Below are 20,351 nucleotides of genomic sequence, written 5' to 3' on the forward strand. Positions count from 1 at the left end.
CATGCACGCGCCCGCCCCCGCCGCCAGCAAGCTCCAGTTGTATTTCCGTCTCGTACGGCTGGACAAGCCGATCGGAACCGTGCTGCTGCTGTGGCCCACCCTGTCGGCCCTGTGGCTCGCCTCAGGCGGCGTGCCCGACTGGCGCCTGCTCGCGATCTTCACCCTCGGCACGTTCCTGATGCGCTCGGCCGGCTGCGCCGTCAACGACTATGCCGACCAGGACTTCGACCGCCACGTCAAGCGTACGGCGGACCGCCCGATCACCAGCGGCCGCGTCAGCGGCAAGGAGGCGCTGGCGCTGGCCGCCGGCCTGGCGCTGGTGGCCTTCCTGCTGATCCAGCCATTGAACACGCTGGTCAAGCAACTGTCCGTGGCGGCTTTGGTCATCGCGGGCACCTACCCGTACTTCAAGCGTTTCTTCGCGATCCCCCAGGCGTACCTCGGCATTGCCTTCGGTTTCGGCATTCCGATGGCCTTCGCCGCCGTACGGAACGACGTGCCGGCCTGGGCCTGGGTGCTGCTGCTCGGGAATGTGTTCTGGGCCGTGGCGTACGACACCGAGTACGCGATGGTCGACCGCGACGACGACCTGAAGATCGGCATCAAGACCTCGGCCATCACCTTCGGCCGCTTCGACGTGGCCATCGTGATGCTGTGCTATGGCGTGCACCTGGCCATCCTGCTGGCCGCCGGCGCGTATTTCGGCCTCGGCATCTGGTACGCGGCGGGCTTGGCGGTGGCTGCCGCCTGCGCCGTGTATCACTGGTTCCTGATCCGTGGCCGCGAACGTGCGCCTTGTTTTGCCGCATTCCGCCACAATAACTACCTGGGAGCGGCCGTATTTGCCGGCATCGCGCTCGATTACGCACTGCGCTGACGCTAAGTTGCAGCAATTCGTTGCAGCAATTCGTTGCAGCAATTCGTTGTAGCAATTTATTTGCGCAATTCGTTCGCGCATCATGTTGCTAATACAGCAACACCATCAGGCAATCGGTAATCGAACACAGCCGGCAGGCTGCCGCCGCCTATACTGGACTTTCCAGCCAACACAATATGAGGCGACCATGGATCAGACGACGAACAACACGAACACCAGCAAGACCGCCAACGACGTGATCGAGGCGCGCGACCGCCTGGTAGGCGACCTGAAGACCGCGATCAGCGATGCGGAGCAATGGCTGCGCGGCGCGGCCGGCGGCAATGGCGCGGACCTGGGCGAAGTAAAATCCAGACTGCAGGAAAAACTGCGCACCGCCAAGGAAGACCTGCTGAAAGTCGAAGACACCGTGCTGGCCAAGTCGAAGGCCGCGGCACAGTGCGCCGACACCTACGTGCACGATAATCCGTGGCGCGCCGTGGTCATCGGTGGCGTCGTCGGGCTGCTGGCCGGCGTGATCATCTCGCGCGACTGACCTCGTCAGCCTATGCAGGAAACGGCCCGCACCGCGGGCCGTTTTCATGTCAGCGGCGCTTGTTCCGCGTGAGGTCCGGCGTGCAAGCCGGCGTATGAAAGCACAGCGCCAGCAGCCAGCCGCCGAACGAGAACAGCTTCCAGCACGCGCCGAAGCTCAGGAAATACAGCATCGCCTGGCTGGCATTCATGGCGGCGGGGCCGGGCAAGCCGGCACTGTCGATCAGGTAGCCCGTCGCAAACGTGGCCAGCAGGCTGACCAGCGCCACGAACCACAGCTTCTTTTCCAACCCGTCCATCAATCGTCCCTGCCCAGCTGCTCGCCCAGTTCCCTGCCGCGCGCGGCGGCGGCCTTCACCGCGGTGACGATCGCGGCCTTCACGCCGCTCTCTTCCATGCTGGTCAGCGCCGCGTAGGTCGTGCCGCCCGTCGACGTGACGCGTTCGCGCAGCACGTTCACCGGTTCGTCGGAACGGGCCGCTAGCTCGGCGGCGCCGCTGAACGTGGCCCTGGCCAGCTCGATGCCCTGCTCCGCTGTCAACCCCAGTTCGACGGCGGCCTGCTGCATCGCCTCGATGAAATAGAACACGTAGGCCGGCCCGCTGCCGGACACGCCGGTCACCGCGTCGATCTTCGCTTCATCGTCGAGCCACACCGTGCCGCCGACCGCCCGCAATACCTGGTCGGCCGCCAGGCGCTGCGCTTCGGTCACGCCGCCCGACGCGACGAGGCCGGAGATGCCCATGCCGATCAGCGCCGGCGTGTTCGGCATGCAGCGCACGATCGCGCCGTAGCCGCCGAGCCAGCGCGACAGGTCGGCGCTGCGGATGCCCGCCGCGATCGACAGCACCAGCGGCGCATGCGCCGCGCCGGCCAGCAGGGGCACCAGCGGCGCCACGGCTTCGCGCATGCTTTGCGGCTTCACCGCCAGCACGATCACCTCCGCCCCGGTCACGGCGGCATCGATCGACGCGGCCGTCGTCACGCCATGCCGGGCATGCAGCGCTTCCAGCGCGGCCGGGCTCGGATCGACGACGTGGATGCCGGCGCCCGGCGTGACCTTGCCCGCCAGGCCCGCGATCAGCGCGGCGGCCATGTTGCCGCCGCCGATGAATGCAATCTTCATTGGATCTCCTCTAGTTTGACGTTCCTGCTTGTCGTTTATTTGTTGTATTTACTTGTCATACGTGCGGCTGCCAAAGATGGCGCTGCCGACGCGCACTATCGTGGCGCCTTCGAGGATGGCTGCCCGCAGGTCCGCGGACATGCCCATCGACAGCGTATCGAAATCCGGCCCGAACCGGCCGCGCAATGTTTCGAAAATTTCACGCACGGCGGCAAAGGCCGCGCGCTGCGCCGCGAAGTCCTCCACCGGTTCCGGGATCGCCATCAACCCGCGCAGCCGCAGGTTCGGCAGCCGCGTCACCGCTTCGGCCAGCGCCGCCACCTCGCCCGGGGCGGCGCCACTCTTGCTGGCCTCGCCGCTGATGTTGACCTGCACGCACACGTTCAGCGGCCCCAGCGCTTCCGGCCGCTGTTCGGACAGCCGCACGGCGATCTTCTCGCGCTCGACCGTATGGACCCAGTCGAAATGCCCGGCAATGGGCCGCGTCTTGTTGCTTTGTATCGGGCCGATGAAGTGCCACGCCAGGCCGCGGCCGGCCAGGGCGGCGATCTTGTCGACGCCCTCCTGCACATAGTTTTCGCCGAAGGCGTGCTGTCCGGCCTCGACGGCGGCAAGCACGGCATCGGGCCCGAAGGTCTTCGATACGGCCAGCAGCTGCACGCTCCCAGGCGCGCGCCCCGCCTCGCGGCAGGCGGCCACAATGGCATTTTCGACAGCTTGCAAACGATCTGGTATTCCGGACATAATCAGAAGCGCCAGCGGACAGCTGGCATTATTTTTAAGGCACAGGGATTATAAATGGACATCTCCGATCTGCTCGCGTTCTCCGTGAAGAACAAGGCTTCCGACCTGCACCTCTCGGCGGGCCTGCCGCCGATGATCCGCGTGCACGGCGATGTCCGCCGGCTCAACGTGGAAGCGCTGGATCACAAGGAAGTGCATCGCATGATCTATGACATCATGAACGATTCGCAGCGCAAGGCCTACGAGGAAATGCTGGAAGTGGACTTCAGCTTCGCGATCCCCGGCCTGGCCCGCTTCCGCGTCAATGCCTACAACCAGGACCGCGGCGCATCGGCCGTGCTGCGCACGATCCCGTCGAAGATCCTGACGCTGGAAGACCTGAACGCGCCGAAGATCTTCGGCGACTTCGCGCTGAAGCCGCGCGGGCTGGTGCTCGTTACCGGCCCCACCGGTTCCGGCAAGTCGACCACGCTGGCGGCGATGGTGAACCACCTGAACGAGCATGAATACGGCCACATCCTCACGATCGAGGATCCCATCGAATTCGTGCACGAATCGAAGAAGTGCCTGATCAACCAGCGCGAAGTGGGGCCGCACACGCTGTCGTTCAGCAATGCGCTGCGCTCGGCGCTGCGCGAAGACCCGGATGCGATCCTGGTCGGCGAGCTGCGCGACCTGGAGACGATCCGCCTGGCGCTGTCCGCCGCGGAAACGGGCCACCTGGTGTTCGGCACGCTGCACACATCGTCGGCCGCGAAGACGATCGACCGCATCGTCGATGTATTCCCGGCCGAGGAGAAGGAAATGGTACGGGCCATGCTGTCCGAATCGCTGCAGGCAGTGATCTCGCAAACGCTGCTGAAAACGAAGGATGGCGCCGGCCGCGTGGCCGCGCACGAGATCATGGTGGGCACGCCGGCGATCCGCAACCTGATCCGCGAAGCGAAAATCGCACAGATGTACTCGGCGATCCAGACCGGCAGCAACGCCGGCATGCAGACGCTGGACCAGAACCTGACGGACCTGGTGCGGCGCAACGTGATCTCCGCCGCCACCGCCCGCTCGGCCGCGAAGATCCCCGAAAACTTCCCCGGATAAGCGGCCATGGAACGCGACCAGGCCAGTAAATTCATGTTCGACCTGCTGCGCCTTATGGTGAGCAAAAAGGGATCGGACCTGTTCATCACCGCCGGGTTCCCGCCGGCGATGAAGATCGACGGCAAGCTCACGCCCGTATCAAGCCAGCCGCTGACGGCCGCCCACACCGCCGACCTGGCCCGTTCGATCATGAACGACAAGCAGGCCGCCACGTTCGAGCAAAGCAAGGAAGCGAACTTCGCGATCAGCCCGGGCGACCTGGGGCGGTTCCGCGTCTCGGCGTTCGTGCAGATGAGCGCCACGGGCATGGTGCTGCGCACGATCAACAGCAAGATTCCCGACCTGGACGAGCTGGCCCTGCCGCCGGTGCTGAAGGACGTCGTGATGTCCAAGCGCGGCCTGGTGATCATGGTCGGCGCCACCGGTTCGGGCAAGTCGACCACGCTGGCGGCGATGGTCGGCTACCGCAATGAGCACAGCCACGGCCACATCATCACGATCGAGGACCCGGTCGAATTCGTGCACCCGCACCGCAACTGCATCGTCACGCAGCGCGAGGTGGGCGTGGATACCGAAGACTGGGAAGTGGCGTTGAAGAACACGCTGCGCCAAGCGCCGGACGTGATCCAGATCGGCGAGATCCGCGACCGCGAGACGATGGACCACGCGATCGCGTTCGCCGAAACGGGCCACCTGTGCCTGGCCACGCTGCACGCCAACAGCGCCAACCAGGCGCTGGACCGCATCATCAACTTCTTCCCGGAAGAGCGGCGCCAGCAATTGCTGATGGACCTGTCGCTGAACCTGAAGGGCATGATTTCGCAGCGGCTGATTCCGCTGAAGGAAAGCCGCGGCCGCGCGGTGGCGATCGAAATCATGCTGAACTCGCCGCTGATTTCCGACCTGATCTTCCAGGGCAAGGTGCACGAGATCAAGGAACTGATGAAGAAATCGCGCGAGCTGGGCATGCAGACGTTCGACCAGGCGCTCTTCGATCTCTACGAAGCCGACAGGATCAGCTACGAGGATGCGCTGCGCAACGCCGATTCCGTCAACGACCTGCGCCTGGCGATCAAGCTCGAAGGCAAGGGCGCGAAAGACCGCGATTTATCTTCCGGCACCGAGCATCTCGGCCTGATCTAGTGGCGAAGGAGACCCCATGAGCACCGTATTCGATTTTTCCGCCGTCGGCCTGGCCGGCCAGCCGGTCAACCTGGCCCAGTACCACGACCAGGTGCTGCTGATCGTGAACACCGCCAGCGCATGCGGCTTCACGCCGCAGTACGCGGGCCTGGAAAAGCTGCATGAACGCTTCCAGGGCCGCGGCTTCGCCGTGCTCGGCTTCCCGTGCAACCAGTTCGGCGCCCAGGAAAAGGGCACCCACGAGGAAATCGGCGCGTTCTGCGAAAAGAACTATGGCGTCACGTTCCCGCTGTTCGCCAAGATCGACGTCAACGGTGCCAATGCCCACCCGCTGTTCCAGCACCTGAAGAAGGATGCCCCCGGCCTGCTGGGCACCGAAGCCATCAAGTGGAACTTCACGAAGTTCCTGGTTCGCAAGGACGGTACCGTGGCGAAGCGCTATGCGCCGGCGACCAAGCCGGAAGAGATCACCGGCGATATCGAGGCGCTGCTGGCGGGCTAGACCCGGCGGCGGCCGGGATGCGACCGCGCACGGCATCGAAGCCGACCGTGTCCCGGCACGGTCAGAAACGCGGCAGCCCGGGATGCGGCAGCACGCCGTTCGTCACGCGCTGGCGGCCGAACTCGGCGCAGCGGTGCAGCGTGGGAATCGCCTTGTCGGGATTGAGCAGCGACGGCGGATCGAACGCCCGCTTGACGCCGAAGAACGCGGCCAGTTCGGCTGGCCGGAACTGCACGCACATCGAGTCGATCTTCTCGATGCCCACGCCATGCTCGCCGGTGATCGTGCCGCCCACGGCCACGCACAGCGCCAGGATCTCGGCGCCGAAGGCTTCGGCGCGGGCCAGTTCGTCCGGCACGTTGGCGTCGAACAGGATCAAGGGGTGCAAATTGCCGTCACCGGCATGGAACACGTTGGCACAACGCAGGCCATACTTGACCTCCATCTGCGCGATGCCGGCCAGCACGTGGGCCAGGTGCTTGCGGGGGATGGTGCCATCCATGCAGTAATAGTCGGGCGAGATGCGGCCGGCGGCGGGGAACGCGTTCTTGCGGCCGGACCAGAACCTGAGCCGCTCGGCCTCGGTGGACGATACGGCGATGGCGCCGGCGCCTGCCGCCCGCAGTACTGCCGTCATGCGCGCGATCTCGTCCTCCACTTCCTCGGGCGTGCCGTCCGCCTCGCACAGCAGGATGGCCGCCGCGTCGAGATCGTAGCCGGCGTGGACGAACGGCTCGACCATGCGCGCGGACGTCCGGTCCATCATCTCCAGGCCGGCGGGAATGATGCCGGCCGCGATTACGTCCGCAACGGCGTTGGCGCCGGTGACGATGTCGCCGAACGAAGCCATGATCACGCGCTGCAGTGCCGGCTTCGGCACCAGCTTCACGGTGACCTCGATGACGATGCCCAGCATCCCTTCGGAACCGATGAACACCGCCAGCAGGTCCAGGCCGGGCGCATCCGGCGCCGCGCTGCCCAGCTCGATGATGTCGCCCCCGATCGTGGCCACGCGCACGCGCAGCACGTTGTGCACCGTGAGGCCGTATTTCAGGCAGTGCACGCCGCCGGAATTCTCGGCGACGTTGCCGCCGATCGTGCAGGCGATCTGCGACGATGGATCGGGCGCGTAATACAGCCCATGCGGCGCGGCCGCCTCGGAAATGGCGAGATTGCGCACGCCGGGCTGCACGACGGCCGTGCGCGAATACGCGTCGAGCCGCACGATGCGGTTCAGCCTGGCGGTGGACAGCACCACGCCATCGGCGATCGGCATCGCGCCGCCGGACAGGCCGGTGCCGGCGCCGCGCGGCACGATCGGCACGTCCATCGCGCGGCAGACACCCAGCACCGCCACCACCTGCGCCTCGTCCTCCGGCAGCGCCACGATCATCGGCGGCTGGCGGAACGCCGACAGGCCGTCGCACTCGTACGGCCGGGTATCCTCGAGGCGGGACAGCACGCAATGGGCCGGCAGCACGGCGCACAGTGCCCGCGCCACGTCGCGCTGGCGGCTTTCAGTGAACGGCGCGTGGCTGGCGTGCGGCGTGGTCATGGACCGATTGTAGGGCGAAACGGCAACGCATGGGGCCAGCCAGGGCGATTCTGGCGTATGCTCGCACCTTTCATCATACGGAGACGAGCATGGGCAACCGGCTATCGAAGATCGCGACCCGCACGGGCGACAACGGCACCACCGGCCTGGGCGACGGCAGCCGCACCCGCAAGGACAGCGTGCGCGTGCACGCCATGGGCGATGTCGACGAATTGAATTCGAACCTGGGCGTGCTGCTGTGCGAGCCGCTGCCAGACGAGCTGCGCGACGAACTGGTGGCGATCCAGCACGACCTGTTCGACCTCGGCGGCGAACTGTGCATTCCCGGCTACCAGCTGATCAAGGAAGAGCACGTGGAGCGGCTCGATGCGCTGCTGGAGAAATACAACGGCACGCTGCCTGCGCTGACGGAATTCATCCTGCCGGCCGGCTCGCGCGCCGCGTCGCTGGCGCATGTGTGCCGCACCGTGTGCCGGCGCGCCGAGCGCAGCATCGTCACTCTGGGCAGCGAGGAAACGCTCCACGACCACCCGCGGCAGTACGTGAACCGCCTGTCGGACCTGCTGTTCGTGCTGGCCCGGGTGCTGAACCGCTTTGCCGGCGGCAGTGACGTGCTGTGGCACCACGAGCGCAAGCGGAGTTAATAGAAAACCTGCGGAAAATCAAGGCGCTGTTAGCGGTAAATCGGGGAACCAGTCGAACTGGTCGTTGTCTTACTCCTTGTTGAGGTAACTCATGCAGACGAGGAGCGAACATGGATCCCGCAGGCTTTGCCGGACTGTTTCAAGCACTCACCCAGGAGCAATTGACTGATCAGCAGGTCGCCAGCCTGGAAGCGTGGCTCGTGGCACTGTCGTCGCGTGGCAATTGCCTCGGCATTGTTGAACAGGCCGCCCGCGCGTGTCCTTGCCCGCACTGTGGCTGCGGGCGGCGGCATCGCTGCGGGCAGGCCAATGGCCTTCAGCGTTATCGTTGCATGGCGTGCACGCGCAGCTACAACGCGCTGACCGGCACGCCGCTGGCACGATTGCGCCATCGCGACAAATGGCTGCCATACCTGCAGTGCCTGATCGATTCGCGTACCGTGCGCGATGCGGCCCGGCGCGTCGACGTCGCCCGTTCGACGAGCTTCCGATGGCGCCACCGGTTTATCGCCGGCGTGCGCCGCGAACGCCCGGCGCAACTGGCAGGCATGGTCGAGGTGGACGAAACATATTTACTGGAATCGCAAAAAGGCTCGCGAACGCTGAACCGCCCGGCGCGGCAGCGTGGCGGCAAGGCGGCACGCCGCGGCGTCAGCCACGAACTGGACTGCATCCTGGTCGCCCGCGACCGTGCCAGGGTGACGCACGAATTCGTTACCGGGCGAGGCCCGGTCAGCGCGCGGCAGCTGGCGCGTCACCTGCTCCCTGTGTTGCGTTGCGATGTGCTGCTGATCAGCGATGGTGCCAAGGCATACGGAACTTTTGCTCACGCGGCCAATATTACCCACGAAGCCCTCAACGTTCGCGCCGGCGTCCGTGCCCGGGGCGCAATGCACCTCAATAACGTCAACGGGTGGCACAGCCGCTTCAAGACCTGGCTGCGCCGCTTCAACGGGGTGGCCAGTTGCTACCTGGCCAACTACACCGGCTGGCAACGCGTGCTCGACGCGGCCCGGCTGGCGCTACCGGCCCAATGGCTGTGGGTGGGCGTCGCCGGAAGCCATCGCTAAAGACCAGCTTGCTGAAAAAGTTCCGTTCCTTGGAGCATTGCACAGCTAATGCGAACAGCGCCAAAATCAACGAATGTCCTGGGGCCAGGCACCAGGACATTTACTGCGCAAGATCAACTGCGCAAGGTCGGCGGGTTCGATCAGCCCTTGCCGCCATCCGGATGCACCTGCAGGTACGAACCGGCGCCGGCGCCGGCGCTCAGCAGCCAGGCGGTCATCAGCAGGAAGACCAGCAGCATGGCGAACAGCGTGCCGGCACGGCGTGCGTCGGCGGGCGTTTCGAAGACGGGCCGCTTGCCATAGCCGATGCCGAGGAAGTACGCGGCGAAGACCGTGGCCAGGTAATGCACGGCACCGAACATCTCGCCCAGCTCGCCCTTGCGCGGGTGATCGATCACCAGGTGGGAAATGGCCACCAGCACGATGTAGATCACCGATGCCGACAGCGGCGGCAGATACAGGCCGAATTTCTCGACGAAGTCGCGGATCGCCGGGCGCTTGCGCGCCAGCAGCGGCAGCACGATGTTGTGCGTGAGGCCGACGATGGCGATGATCTTCAGCAGGATCGTCTTGTGGATGCTGCCCTTCTCGCCGATGGCGAGGTTGTGCAGGTTGGTCTCGCCCTGGCGGTTGTTGTGGGCGAAGTATTCGGGCGTGGCGATGTTCAGGATGCGCTGGAACCAGCTGATTTCCTCCAGCGCGGCCAGCGCCACGATACCGGCCAGGCCGGCCAGCGCCAGCAGCACCAGGTCCACTCTGCGCCCGCGCTGCCAGTGCTCGACCGCGGCGAAGGCCAGCAGGCCCGACGTGACCGCGAAGCACAGGAACTGCATCCATTCGACGATGCCGTCTTCCACCAGCAGGCGCCACAGCGCCGCCTGGTCGCCGGACCACGCGATCGCCAGGCCCATCACGAACACATTGATGAGGACCGCCACGGCGATCACCGGATGAATGTACCACTTGTTCTGTACCACGTATTACTCCCTGACGGTTTGAAGTTGTTCGATGACGGCGGCCGGCACCGGCGGGGTGGCCAGTGCGGTTGCCATTGCCGGCTCGGGTGCGGGTTCGTGGCCCGGCTCCAGTGCGGGCATGCGGGCACCGGCGGCCTGGCGCATGCCGGCAACGACGGACGAGACCAGCGCCCATGACCACAGCAGCGGATCGAGCAGCGCGTCCCACAGGTTCCCCGTCGGCAGGCGCAGCAGCGCATGCAGCAACAGGCCCGTCATCAGCGCCAGCGCCGGCTGCACGGCATGGCCGCGGAAGATGGCGAACGCGCATGCCGCGATCGCGCAGCAGCCCAGCAGCGGCGCCCCGACGGCGCCAAAGCCGCCATAGTACAGGCCCAGTGCCACCACCCCGAACGTATCCAGGTAGAGCACCACGCCGATCAGCACGAGCGGCAGCGCCACGGCCAGCGGCAGCATGAATCGGGGAGCCGGCTCCTGCCGGCGCGCCGCGAGGAGCGACATCAGCGCGCAGCCCGCCAGCAGGCCGCTGGGATACTGGAAGGCCAGTGTCAGCCACCAGGCCGGCGACCATTCGCCCGGCAGCGACGCCAGCACGATGACGGCGGCGGCCGCCGCGCCCTGGCGCCGGGGCGCGGACCCGTGCAGGGAAGCTGGCACATATGCGTTCAGAAAGCGGGCCGCAAACGCGGCCAGCATCGCCACCAGCACCAGCGCCCACGCCACTTTTCCATAGACGATCTGCAAGGCGAGATCGGGCAGGGTCATAACCGGTCCTTTCCAGGGGTGATGCGCAGCAGGTGATGGGCGATCGACCGCCGCTGGTGCGTATAGGTGATGTGCAGCTTGTCGCCCACCTGGTGCATCGTCGGGTAGGAGAACTCGTCGCCCGGCTTGCCGCTGACGATGTCGGCCAGCGGGCGCCACGTGCGCGCATCGGTCGACAGCGCCAGCGACAGCACGTTGCGGTCCGAGCCGCCCGCCGCCACATGGTTGTACAGCATCAGGAAGCTCCCGCTGGACAGGCGCAGCGCCGCCAGCGAGGTGCTCTGGTTCGCCAGTTGCGTGGGCGCCAGGTCTTCCCAGCTCGCCCCGCCGTCCCGGCTGATCGCCTGCTGCACGCGCTGGCCCTCGCCCGCGTCGCGCATCCAGGCCCGCACTTCGGTCGCCGATACCGGCACGATCGCCGGCTGCAGCGACGAGGTGCCGCTGCCGATCCGGGCGATGCGCCGCGGCTCGCCGCCGGCATCGAACGCCATCAGCATCGGGTACTTGTTACCGATTTCGAAATAGACAGGCAGCCACCAGCCGCCGTCGGCCAGCGCCACGGGCGCCGTGCGCACCAGCGTGCTGGTGTTGAACAGCGGCGACATCGGCAGCACGCGGCGCACGGTGAAGCTGGCGCCGTCATCGTGCGACAGCAGCTGCACGATGCGCGCGGCGGCCCAGCCGCCCAGGCCGGTGGCCACCACGTACAGGTGCAGCGTACCGTCGGGCGCGGTCCAGGCCACCGGGTTGCCGATGCGCCGTATGCCGTAACCGAGTGCCTGGCCCAGCGATTCGCGGCTGGCCACCACCCAGTTGTCGCTCCACGCGCCGTTGACCCAGCGCGATGCATAGACTTTCACATCCGGCCCGCTTTCGCGGCTGCCGGCCCACCAGAACGACACGAGTTTTCCGCCGGGCAGCGCGGCCAGCGCGCTCGCGTGGGCGGATGGCACGCCGCGCGGCATCGGGATGATGGCCCGGCTGACTTCGCTCAAGGTAATGGATTTTGGTGCGGCGACCGTGGCGACGGCGGGCCGCTCGACCTGCCGTGTGCCGTGGCTCCAGCGCAGCGCTTCGGCCGCCATGGCGCTCGCTGCGGCAATGATGCAAGCCAGCGCGACCAGGCGAGTGGTGCGCCGGACAGGTGGGCGCCCTGCTCCCATTCCGTCTCCCGAAAGGTGGACATGAGAACAGATACCGTGTTTCCCCGCCCAATATGAATACCGGCTTGCGTGCCATGATGTGCCACAAGCCTTGCTTTGATTTTCGTCAACGTTTTGCGTAGACGAAAGTCGGTATGCTACAGGAAAAAGTAAAAGAGGGGGTAAGCCAGCCATTCGGGCGGCTGATTATTGCAGCCCACTTAACCGAACGGCAATGTTTCAACTTGCCGCGAGTAACCGGGGCACCCGGCTGCCGGTCGAGCACATGTCGATGACAAATAAAAACGGCGCCGCGGCGCCGTTCTGTCGTGTTTGCCGGACAAACATCGCCGGTGGCGATCACGGTCAGCCGTTGCTGACCACCAGCCGCGGTTCGCCGCCCAGGAAGCGCGCCTTGACCGACCTGGCGATGCCGTCCGCATCCAGTCCGACGCTGGCCAGCAGCTTGGCCGGGTCGCCGTGATCGATGAACTTGTCCGGCAGCCCCAGCATCAGCAGCGGCTTGACGATGCCCGCTTCGGCCAGTGCTTCGGCCACGGCGGCACCGGCGCCGCCCATCACGCAGCCCTCTTCCACCGTGACGAGATAGTCGTGCGACGCGGCCAGTTCCTTCACCAGCGCCACATCCAGCGGCTTCACGAAACGCATGTTCGCCACCGTGGCGTCGAGCTGCTCGCCGGCCTTGAGCGACGGCGCCACCATCGCGCCGAACGCGAGGATCGCCACGCGTTCGCCCTGGCGGCGCAGTTCGCCCTTGCCCAGCTCGATCGTCGTCAGCGCCGTCGACATGGCCGCGCCGATGCCGGCGCCGCGCGGGTAGCGCACGGCGGCCGGGCCCGGATACTGGTACGCGGTCGTAAGCATCTGGCGGCATTCGTTCTCGTCCGACGCCGCCATCACCACCATGTTCGGAATGCAGCGCAGGTACGCCAGGTCGTAGTTGCCGGCGTGCGTGGCGCCATCGGCCCCCACCAGGCCGGCGCGGTCGAGCGCGAACGTCACGTCCAGGTTCTGCAGCGCCACGTCGTGGATCAGCTGGTCGTAGGCGCGCTGCAGGAATGTCGAATAGATCGCCACCACCGGCTTGAGGCCTTCGCAGGCCAGCCCCCCGGCGAACGTGACGGAATGCTGCTCAGCGATGCCCACGTCGAAATAGCGGTCCGGGTATTCGGCATGGAAGCGCACCATGCCGGAGCCTTCGCGCATCGCCGGCGTGATGCCGACCAGGCGCTTGTCGGCGGCCGCCATGTCGCACAGCCAGTTGCCGAACACCTCCGTGTACGTCATCTTGGCCGGCGCGGTGGCCGGCTTGATGCCCTCGGCCGGGTTGAACTTGCCGGTGCCGTGGTACAGCACCGGCTCGGCCTCGGCCAGCTTGTAGCCCTGGCCCTTCTTGGTCACCACGTGGAGGAACTGCGGCCCCTTCAGGTTGCGGATGTTCTGCAGCGTGGGGATCAGCGAATCGAGATCGTGGCCGTCGATCGGGCCGATGTAGTTGAAGCCGAATTCCTCGAACATCGTGGCCGGCACCACCATGCCCTTGGCATGCTCTTCGAGCTTCTTCGCCAGTTCCAGCATCGGCGCCGGCAGCACCGACTTGCCGACATTTTTCGCCGCCGCATAGAACTGGCCGGACATCAGCCGCGCCAGGTAGCGGTTCAGCGCGCCCACCGGCGGCGAGATCGACATGTCGTTGTCGTTCAGGATCACCAGCAGGTTGCAGTCTTCTTCCACGCCGGCGTTGTTCAGCGCCTCGAACGCCATGCCGGCGGTCATCGAGCCGTCGCCGATCACGGCGATGGCATGCCGCTGCTCGCCCTTGATCCTGGCGGCCAGCGCCATGCCCAGCGCGGCGGAGATCGACGTGGACGAGTGCGCGGTGCCGAACGTGTCGTATTCGCTTTCCACGCGGCGCGGGAAGCCGGAGATGCCGTCGAACTGGCGCAGCGTGTGGAACTGGCAGCGCCGGCCGGTGAGGATCTTGTGCGCGTAGGTCTGGTGGCCCACATCCCACACGATGCGGTCGTGCGGCGTGTTGAATACGTAATGCAGTGCGACGGTCAGTTCGACGGTGCCCAGGTTCGACGACAGGTGGCCGCCCGTCTTCGACACGGAATCGAGCAGGAAGCTGCGCAGCTCGTCGGCCAGCGGCGTCAGCTGGGTGCGCGGCAGCTTGCGCAGGTCGGCCGGGTTGTTGATGGTTTCAAGGAGTTTCATTTATGCCTTCCGCTGCACGATCAGGTCCGCGAGTTCGCGTAAGCGCAGTGCGTCGTCGCCGAAGGCGGCAAGGGCCGCATGGGCTTCGCGCCGCAGTTGTTCGGCCAGGGCGACCGATTCGTCGAGCCCCAGGATCGAGACGTAGGTGGGTTTATTGTCGGCCGCATCCTTGCCGGCCGTCTTGCCCAGGGTGGCCGAATCGGCCGTTGCATCGAGCACATCGTCCACCACCTGGAATGCCAGGCCGATAGCGCGGCTGTAGGCATGCAGCGCGTGCAGCTCGGCATCGTCCAGGCTCTTGCCGGCCAGCGCGCCCAGCACGACCGAGGCGCGCAGCAGCGCGCCCGTCTTGAGCTGATGCATGCGTTCCAGCTGTTCGAGCGTGAGGCTGATGCCTACGCTGTCCAGGTCGATGGCCTGGCCGCCGCACATGCCGCCCGAGCCGGCGGCATCGGCCAGCAGCCGCACCATCGCCAGCAGCCGCGCCGGTGGCACGTTTTCACAGCCGGCCAGCACGGTGAACGCCTGCGATTGCAGCGCGTCGCCGACCAGCAGCGCCGTCGCCTCGTCGTAGGCCACGTGCACGGTGGGTTTGCCGCGGCGCAGGTCGTCGTCGTCCATGCACGGCATGTCGTCGTGCACCAGCGAATACGCATGGATCATTTCCACGGCGGCGGCGGCGCGCGACAGGGCCGCCGCATCCGCGCCGAACAGCGCGCCGGCCGCATACACCAGCAGCGGGCGCACCCGCTTGCCGCCGCCCAGCAGCGCATAGCGCATCGCCTCGTGCAGCTTCGCGGGCGCCGCTTCGGCCGCCGGCAGGTAGGCGGACATATCCGCCTCCATGCCCGCCTGCACGCCGCGCATCCAGTCCTGGAACGTGACCGCTTCGAACGTTTCCGTCATGGCGCGCCCTCGTCGCCGTCGGCGAAGGGCTTGAGCATGTCGCCTTCCAGGATCTTGACCTGCGATTCGACCTTGTCCAGCTGGCCCGCGCAATATTTCACCAGTTCGGAACCGCGCGCATAGGCGGCAACCGACGCCTCCAGCGGCAGCTGCCCGGATTCCATCTGCGTGACGAGCTGCGCGAGCTCGGCCATCGCTTCCTCAAAGGAAGCGGGCGCGGTGTTCGAAGCCGCGTCGTTTGCGCCGTTAATTTGTTTGACCATGGTACGTAAATTGGACTCAATCGCCAGTGTAGCCCGTTATTTTAGAACAAAGTGTCGCGGACGGTCCAAAATGGCAACCCGGCCGGGCTTGGCATGTTGCAATTGGTGGAACACGGCGTAAAGCAGCGAGTGAAGCATTCAATTCGTGGAACGTGCCCAGCGCTTGCGAAACGGTACAGCCATGCAAGCCTGGCCCTTCGCGTTCCGCCGCCCTGCCCCTGCATAACGGCTGCACGTTGCAAGAGCTGCGCCTGTCCACAATGACCAGGCGGACTCCACCGGGAATCGAAACCGGGCACAATGCCGGGCACCGCGGGGGATGGAACGAAGATTTATCGGCAGAACTATGCCAGTCGGGCTATAATCTCCGGTTCTGTCCGAAATACCGTTCTCATACTTTGAATTCAGGTCTTTGCGGATTCTGTCTCTTCTTGGTTGCCGTACTTTAAATTAAGGGGGGTTGGGATGTCCGATCTGGGTACCCACGCCAGGCTCGCGCGCTCGAATGCGCAACTTCCGGTCCACGTCTATTTTGACGAAGCGCTTCTGCGGCGTGAAATGCAGCAATTGTTCCAGGATGGCCCCCGTTACGTGGGCCATGAACTGATGGTACCGAATGCCGGCGATTTTGCGACGCTCGCCGCGGAAAACGAAGGCCGCATGCTGGTTCGTAACGCGAACGGCATCGAACTGCTGTCGAACGTGTGCCGTCATCGGCAGGCGCTGATGTTCAATGGGCGCGGCAATGCCAGCACGATCGTCTGTCCGCTGCACCGCTGGACCTACGACCTGAAAGGGGAACTGATCGGCGCGCCGCATTTCCCGGAAACGCCGTGCCTGAACCTGCCGAAAGCCCCGCTGCAAAGCTGGAACGGCCTGCTGTTCGAGCAGAACGGCTTCAACGTGATGGACAAGCTGAAGGACATGTCGGTCACAAAAGACCTGGACTTCACCGGCTACATGCTCGATCACGTGGAAGTGCACTACTGCGACTACAACTGGAAGACCTTCATCGAGGTCTACCTCGAGGATTACCACGTCGAACCCTTCCACCCCGGCCTGGGAGGCTTTGTTTCCTGCGACGACCTGCGCTGGGAATTCGGCGCCGACTATTCGGTGCAGACGGTGGGCGTCAACCGCGGCCTGCAGAAATCCGGCTCCGATGTGTACCAGCGCTGGCATGAACAGGTGCTGAAGTTCCGCAACGGCGAGGCGCCGCCGTACGGCGCGATCTGGCTGACGCTGTATCCGAACATCATGGTGGAGTGGTATCCGCACGTGCTCGTGGTGTCCACGCTGTGGCCGGAAGGCCCGAACCGCACCAAAAACGTGGTGGAGTTCTATTACCCCGAAGAGATCGTGCTGTTCGAGCGCGAATTCGTCGACGCGGAACGCGCGGCCTACATGGAAACGTGCGTCGAGGACGACGAAATCGCGCAGCGGATGGACGCCGGCCGCAAGATCCTGCTGGATCGCGGCACATCGGATGCGGGGCCGTACCAGAGCCCGATGGAGGACGGCATGCAGCACTTCCACGAGTGGTACCGAAGTAAGATCGCCGTATAAAATAAAATCAATCATCGAGGGGACAGATCCGGATCGCAACGGACTGTCCCCTCGAATTTTTCCGGGAAGGAAGTTTTAATGCAATCGCTGTGGATGTTGTTCGCCAGTTTCCTGTTTGCCGCCATGGGCGTGTGCGTGAAGCTCGCCTCGGACATGTTCTCCACCTCGGAGATCGTGATGTACCGCGGGATCGTCGGCGTGACGGTGCTGCTGGCGCTCGTGCTGATCCAGGGCGGCACCCTGAAGACCCGCTTCGGCATGGGCCACCTGTGGCGCAGCGTGATCGGCGTGATCTCGCTGTGGCTGTGGTTCTTCTCGATCGCCAAGCTGCCGCTGGCCACCGCGATGACGCTGAACTATCTGTCGCCGATCTGGATCGCCGTCTGGCTGTTCGCGCACGGCTGGTGGCATGCCAAGAACAGGATCGCCTGGCCACTGCTGGTGGCGGTGGCGATGAGCTTCGTGGGCGTGGTGCTGCTGCTGCAGCCCGCCTTCCAGTCCGACCAGCTGGTGTATGCGCTGATCGCCATCGGCTCGTCGGTGCTGACGGCGATGGCCTACATGCAGGTACGCAAGCTGGGCCTGGCCGGCGAGCCCGAATACCGCGTGGTGTTCTATTTCGCGTTGATGAACGTGGTGGCCGGCCTGGGCGGCCACGTGGCCGAAGCCGGCGGCGGCCCGGTGGTCTTCCATTCGCTGAACACGGGCCACGGCTTCCTGCTGCTGCTGGGCATCGGCCTGTTCGCGACGGCCGCGCAGATCACGATGACGCGCGCGTATCGCCTCGGCAACACGCTGGTCGTCGCCAACCTGCAATACACCGGCATCGTGTTTTCCAGTATCTGGGGCGTGCTGGTGTTTGCCGACACGTTCGACTGGCACAGCTGGCTGGGCATCGCCATCATCCTCGCCTCCGGCAGCGCCGCCACGTTCTACAATACGAAGAGCACCGAGCGCGGCAAGGCCGTTGCCGCGACGGATCCGATTGCCAGCGAAGTTTGAGGAGACCGTATGCATAGCACCCTGATCGATGCCGCCACCCTGGCCAGCCATGTCGACGACCCGAAATGGCTCGTGCTGGACTGCCGCCACGACCTGATGAATCCGGCCTTCGGCCGCGAAGCGTTCGCCGCCGGGCACCTTCCCGGCGCGCAGTTCGCCAGCATCGACGACGACCTGTCGGGCCCGAAGACCGGCACCGGCGACACGTTCCGCGGCCGGCATCCGTTGCCGGACCGTGCGGCGCTGGTCGCCACGCTGCGCCGCTTCGGCATCGATGACGACAGCCAGGTGGTGGCCTACGACGCGCACGGCGGCATGTATGCGGCAAGGCTGTGGTGGCTGCTGCGGTCGGTGGGGCATGAAGCCGTGGCCGTGCTCGATGGCGGCCTGCCGGCATGGCAGGCCGCGGGCCAGTCCTTGACGACGGAACCGGCGCCGGTCCGTCCCGCCGGCTCGATCGCCGAACGGCCTGCGCTGACGCGCGCGGTGTCGGTGGAGGATGTGGTGGCGAACCTGGCCACGGGGGCATTCACCGTGGTCGACGCCCGCGCCAATGACCGCTTCCGCGGCGAGAATGAAACGATCGACCCGGTCGGCGGCCACATCCCCGGCGCGAAGAACCGGTTCTTCAAGGACAACCTGCAGGCCGACGGCACGTTCAAGCCCGCCGCGCAGCTGAAGGAAGAGTTCGCGCCGCTGTTCGCCTCCCCTGCCGCAGCCGTGATGCAGTGCGGCTCGGGCGTGACGGCTTGCCACAATTTGCTGGCGCTGGAAGTGGCCGGCTTGCCGGGTGCCGCGCTGTATCCGGGTTCGTGGTCGGAGTGGTGCGCTTCGGCGGAACGGCCGGTGGCGACGGGGGCCTGAGCCCCTGCAGCCGTCTTCCGTTGAACGGCAGTACGGCGTTTATTACGTCTCTTGGCGGGGAAACCAGCACTGCACGGCCAGCAGGGCGATCAGGACGGCTTCCCCGATCTCGAATAACGCATTGCCCCCGTCGGCGAGCCGCTGCATCACCGTCCACCATCCGTTCCAGCAGAGGCTGGCCACGTAACAGCCGACCAGGAGCCCTGCGGTTCCACATCTTGCGCCCTGGGCAGTGAAGACACGTTCAACGAAATCAGCAGCAGGCCGATGAGTGAAAGCGCCGGCACGATCGCCCAGCTGGACGTGGAGTTCAGGAAGAAAACATAGCCGAAGGCCCTGAGCGCGACGACCGGGAGGGCGGCGATGACAGCGAGCGCGTAGACAGGGCGGGATGTCGGCAATCGTAAGATGTGGCTGAGACTCACGTTTTATCTGCATGTAGCTGGGCGATGCAAACATGCTCGCACGAAACTGAGCGAATACACAATTTTTCGAGCAATTATGTATCCGTCATGACGCGGTTGATTCCAGCTACCCTGTAATTACCACCACTATTTTCCCCACTGACCGATGCGATACCTTCAGATCTCCCGTGCCGCAGCGGCCTTCAGCGTTTACACAGTCCACGCCATTGCTTCCGGCACGTGAACCAAGATGCGATCACGGCGAAAGCGGTTGGTTTAAAAAGCACTGCTACAGCACCTGTCAAAACTACAATTGCGGTGCTTAACAATATCGAAACCATCAAACCCTTAAATCGCCTTTATTTCATTGCAGCTATCGTTCTTTCGACGAACATTCCAATTCAAACCACATCGTTGAATATCATTCCTTCAACCAAGGGATCGAAGCCGTCAGGAAATACTGTATTTCCATTATATTTGCAACCGCTAAATTTTGCGCCTTCCCACATCGCATTGACCAAATTAGCGTTCGAGAAATCCGCGCCATATATTCCATTTTCATTGGAAAAATCTCCATTCCGAAGATCGGCACTTATCAATTGAGCATACTGAAAGTCTGCACCACTAAATATCCCAGATTTCATACTCACATTCTTCATGCTACAACGGTAGAATGTGGCAGTCCAACAGTCAGCCCCATTAAGGTTTGCGTGGTCGAGTACTGCATCACAAAAATTTGCACCCTCCAATTGTGCGCCTCGCAGATCTGCATTACGGAAATCTGGTCCATCGAAATCTTTATCCGCAAGAGATCGTACTTCGATATGAAGTGCGCTCCCATCACTTGACTTGATATTCAGCACATCTTTCTTTGTCATATGAAGGCCTGCAATACTAGAAGTCAATCACTATGCAACAACCTAAGCTCGTT

General features: G+C 64.7%; 21 protein-coding genes. 10 read left to right on the top strand and 11 right to left on the bottom strand.

Annotated elements, in window-relative coordinates:
* The first annotated feature begins 1 nt into the window (after nucleotide 1).
* Together ubiA and GJV26_RS09055 are read left to right on the top strand one after the other, a co-directional pair.
* On the top strand, nucleotides 2–877 hold the full coding sequence (ubiA, locus tag GJV26_RS09050; protein WP_155708536.1) for a 4-hydroxybenzoate octaprenyltransferase: 876 nt from the start codon (nucleotides 2–4) through the stop codon (nucleotides 875–877).
* 187 nt (nucleotides 878–1,064) lie between these two features.
* Nucleotides 1,065–1,412, top strand: coding sequence for an ElaB/YgaM/YqjD family protein (locus GJV26_RS09055; RefSeq protein ID WP_173346173.1), 348 nt, complete (start codon nucleotides 1,065–1,067; stop codon nucleotides 1,410–1,412).
* A 49-nt stretch (nucleotides 1,413–1,461) separates the two neighbouring features.
* Here the strand turns inward: GJV26_RS09055 and GJV26_RS09060 are convergent, their stop codons facing one another.
* From GJV26_RS09060 to GJV26_RS09070, 3 genes are read right to left on the bottom strand one after another with little or no spacing between them, the layout of a single operon-like run.
* On the bottom strand, nucleotides 1,462–1,710 hold the full coding sequence (locus GJV26_RS09060) for a hypothetical protein (protein ID WP_155708538.1): 249 nt from the start codon (nucleotides 1,708–1,710) through the stop codon (nucleotides 1,462–1,464).
* A complete protein-coding gene (gene proC / locus GJV26_RS09065) occupies nucleotides 1,710–2,537 on the bottom strand; it encodes a pyrroline-5-carboxylate reductase (RefSeq protein ID WP_155708539.1) in 828 nt (275 codons plus the stop codon). Before proC ends, GJV26_RS09060 begins: the two co-directional genes overlap by 1 nt.
* A 48-nt stretch (nucleotides 2,538–2,585) precedes the next feature.
* Entirely contained in the window at nucleotides 2,586–3,281 is a 696-nt protein-coding gene (locus GJV26_RS09070) for a YggS family pyridoxal phosphate-dependent enzyme (protein ID WP_155708540.1), read from the bottom strand.
* Nucleotides 3,282–3,335: 54 nt separating this feature from the next.
* Between GJV26_RS09070 and GJV26_RS09075 the strand changes: the two genes are divergently transcribed.
* From GJV26_RS09075 to GJV26_RS09085, 3 genes are read left to right on the top strand one after another with little or no spacing between them, the layout of a single operon-like run.
* A complete protein-coding gene (locus tag GJV26_RS09075; RefSeq protein ID WP_155708541.1) occupies nucleotides 3,336–4,379 on the top strand; it encodes a type IV pilus twitching motility protein PilT in 1,044 nt (347 codons plus the stop codon).
* A 6-nt stretch (nucleotides 4,380–4,385) separates the two neighbouring features.
* Nucleotides 4,386–5,522 (top strand): PilT/PilU family type 4a pilus ATPase, encoded by a 1,137-nt coding sequence (locus GJV26_RS09080; protein WP_155708542.1) that lies wholly within the window; start codon nucleotides 4,386–4,388, stop codon nucleotides 5,520–5,522.
* Between the two features lie 16 nt (nucleotides 5,523–5,538).
* Entirely contained in the window at nucleotides 5,539–6,024 is a 486-nt protein-coding gene (locus GJV26_RS09085) for a glutathione peroxidase (RefSeq protein WP_155708543.1), read from the top strand.
* 61 nt (nucleotides 6,025–6,085) lie between these two features.
* Here GJV26_RS09085 and GJV26_RS09090 read toward each other — a convergent pair whose 3' ends face one another.
* Nucleotides 6,086–7,579 carry an FAD-linked oxidase C-terminal domain-containing protein gene (locus GJV26_RS09090; protein WP_155708544.1) on the bottom strand — a complete coding sequence of 498 codons (1,494 nt, stop codon included), beginning with the start codon at nucleotides 7,577–7,579 and terminating at the stop codon, nucleotides 6,086–6,088.
* 89 nt (nucleotides 7,580–7,668) lie between these two features.
* Here GJV26_RS09090 and GJV26_RS09095 point away from each other — a divergent pair, with 89 nt between their 5' ends.
* Together GJV26_RS09095 and GJV26_RS09100 are read left to right on the top strand one after the other, a co-directional pair.
* Nucleotides 7,669–8,223 (top strand): cob(I)yrinic acid a,c-diamide adenosyltransferase, encoded by a 555-nt coding sequence (locus tag GJV26_RS09095; protein WP_155708545.1) that lies wholly within the window; start codon nucleotides 7,669–7,671, stop codon nucleotides 8,221–8,223.
* Nucleotides 8,224–8,333: 110 nt separating this feature from the next.
* On the top strand, nucleotides 8,334–9,293 hold the full coding sequence (locus GJV26_RS09100) for an IS1595 family transposase (RefSeq protein ID WP_155708546.1): 960 nt from the start codon (nucleotides 8,334–8,336) through the stop codon (nucleotides 9,291–9,293).
* Nucleotides 9,294–9,433: 140 nt separating this feature from the next.
* On the opposite strand, the gene GJV26_RS09105 is transcribed toward GJV26_RS09100, so the two are convergent.
* The 6 genes from GJV26_RS09105 to GJV26_RS09130 all read right to left on the bottom strand — a co-directional run bounded on the left by GJV26_RS09105 (nucleotide 9,434) and on the right by GJV26_RS09130 (nucleotide 15,584).
* On the bottom strand, nucleotides 9,434–10,270 hold the full coding sequence (locus tag GJV26_RS09105; RefSeq protein ID WP_189441916.1) for a hypothetical protein: 837 nt from the start codon (nucleotides 10,268–10,270) through the stop codon (nucleotides 9,434–9,436).
* A gap of 3 nt (nucleotides 10,271–10,273) precedes the next feature.
* Nucleotides 10,274–11,035 carry a hypothetical protein gene (locus GJV26_RS09110; RefSeq protein WP_155708547.1) on the bottom strand — a complete coding sequence of 254 codons (762 nt, stop codon included), beginning with the start codon at nucleotides 11,033–11,035 and terminating at the stop codon, nucleotides 10,274–10,276.
* Complete coding sequence (locus tag GJV26_RS09115) at nucleotides 11,032–12,198, bottom strand: sialidase family protein (protein WP_155708548.1); 1,167 nt, start codon at nucleotides 12,196–12,198, stop codon at nucleotides 11,032–11,034. The genes GJV26_RS09110 and GJV26_RS09115 overlap by 4 nt, the downstream gene beginning before the upstream one ends.
* A 345-nt stretch (nucleotides 12,199–12,543) precedes the next feature.
* Nucleotides 12,544–14,415, bottom strand: a complete 1,872-nt coding sequence (gene dxs, locus GJV26_RS09120; protein ID WP_155708549.1) for a 1-deoxy-D-xylulose-5-phosphate synthase — start codon at nucleotides 14,413–14,415, stop codon at nucleotides 12,544–12,546.
* Entirely contained in the window at nucleotides 14,416–15,321 is a 906-nt protein-coding gene (locus tag GJV26_RS09125; RefSeq protein WP_155708550.1) for a polyprenyl synthetase family protein, read from the bottom strand.
* On the bottom strand, nucleotides 15,318–15,584 hold the full coding sequence (locus GJV26_RS09130) for an exodeoxyribonuclease VII small subunit (protein ID WP_155708551.1): 267 nt from the start codon (nucleotides 15,582–15,584) through the stop codon (nucleotides 15,318–15,320). The genes GJV26_RS09125 and GJV26_RS09130 overlap by 4 nt, the downstream gene beginning before the upstream one ends.
* Nucleotides 15,585–16,049: 465 nt before the next feature.
* Here GJV26_RS09130 and GJV26_RS09135 point away from each other — a divergent pair, with 465 nt between their 5' ends.
* The 3 genes from GJV26_RS09135 to GJV26_RS09145 all read left to right on the top strand — a co-directional run bounded on the left by GJV26_RS09135 (nucleotide 16,050) and on the right by GJV26_RS09145 (nucleotide 19,016).
* Nucleotides 16,050–17,150: an aromatic ring-hydroxylating oxygenase subunit alpha gene (locus GJV26_RS09135; protein ID WP_155708552.1), complete on the top strand. Its 1,101-nt coding sequence runs from the start codon at nucleotides 16,050–16,052 to the stop codon at nucleotides 17,148–17,150.
* A 78-nt stretch (nucleotides 17,151–17,228) separates the two neighbouring features.
* Nucleotides 17,229–18,152: a DMT family transporter gene (locus GJV26_RS09140; protein WP_155708553.1), complete on the top strand. Its 924-nt coding sequence runs from the start codon at nucleotides 17,229–17,231 to the stop codon at nucleotides 18,150–18,152.
* Nucleotides 18,153–18,161: 9 nt separating this feature from the next.
* Nucleotides 18,162–19,016, top strand: a complete 855-nt coding sequence (locus GJV26_RS09145; protein WP_155708554.1) for a sulfurtransferase — start codon at nucleotides 18,162–18,164, stop codon at nucleotides 19,014–19,016.
* A gap of 805 nt (nucleotides 19,017–19,821) precedes the next feature.
* On the opposite strand, the gene GJV26_RS09150 is transcribed toward GJV26_RS09145, so the two are convergent.
* The gene (locus tag GJV26_RS09150) at nucleotides 19,822–20,298 is read right to left on the bottom strand and encodes a pentapeptide repeat-containing protein (RefSeq protein ID WP_155708555.1); all 477 of its coding nucleotides are present in this window, start codon (nucleotides 20,296–20,298) and stop codon (nucleotides 19,822–19,824) included.
* Between the last annotated feature and the right edge of the window lie 53 nt (nucleotides 20,299–20,351).

The organism is Pseudoduganella dura, from assembly GCF_009727155.1.
Classification (GTDB): Bacteria; Pseudomonadota; Gammaproteobacteria; order Burkholderiales; family Burkholderiaceae_D; genus Rugamonas; species Rugamonas dura.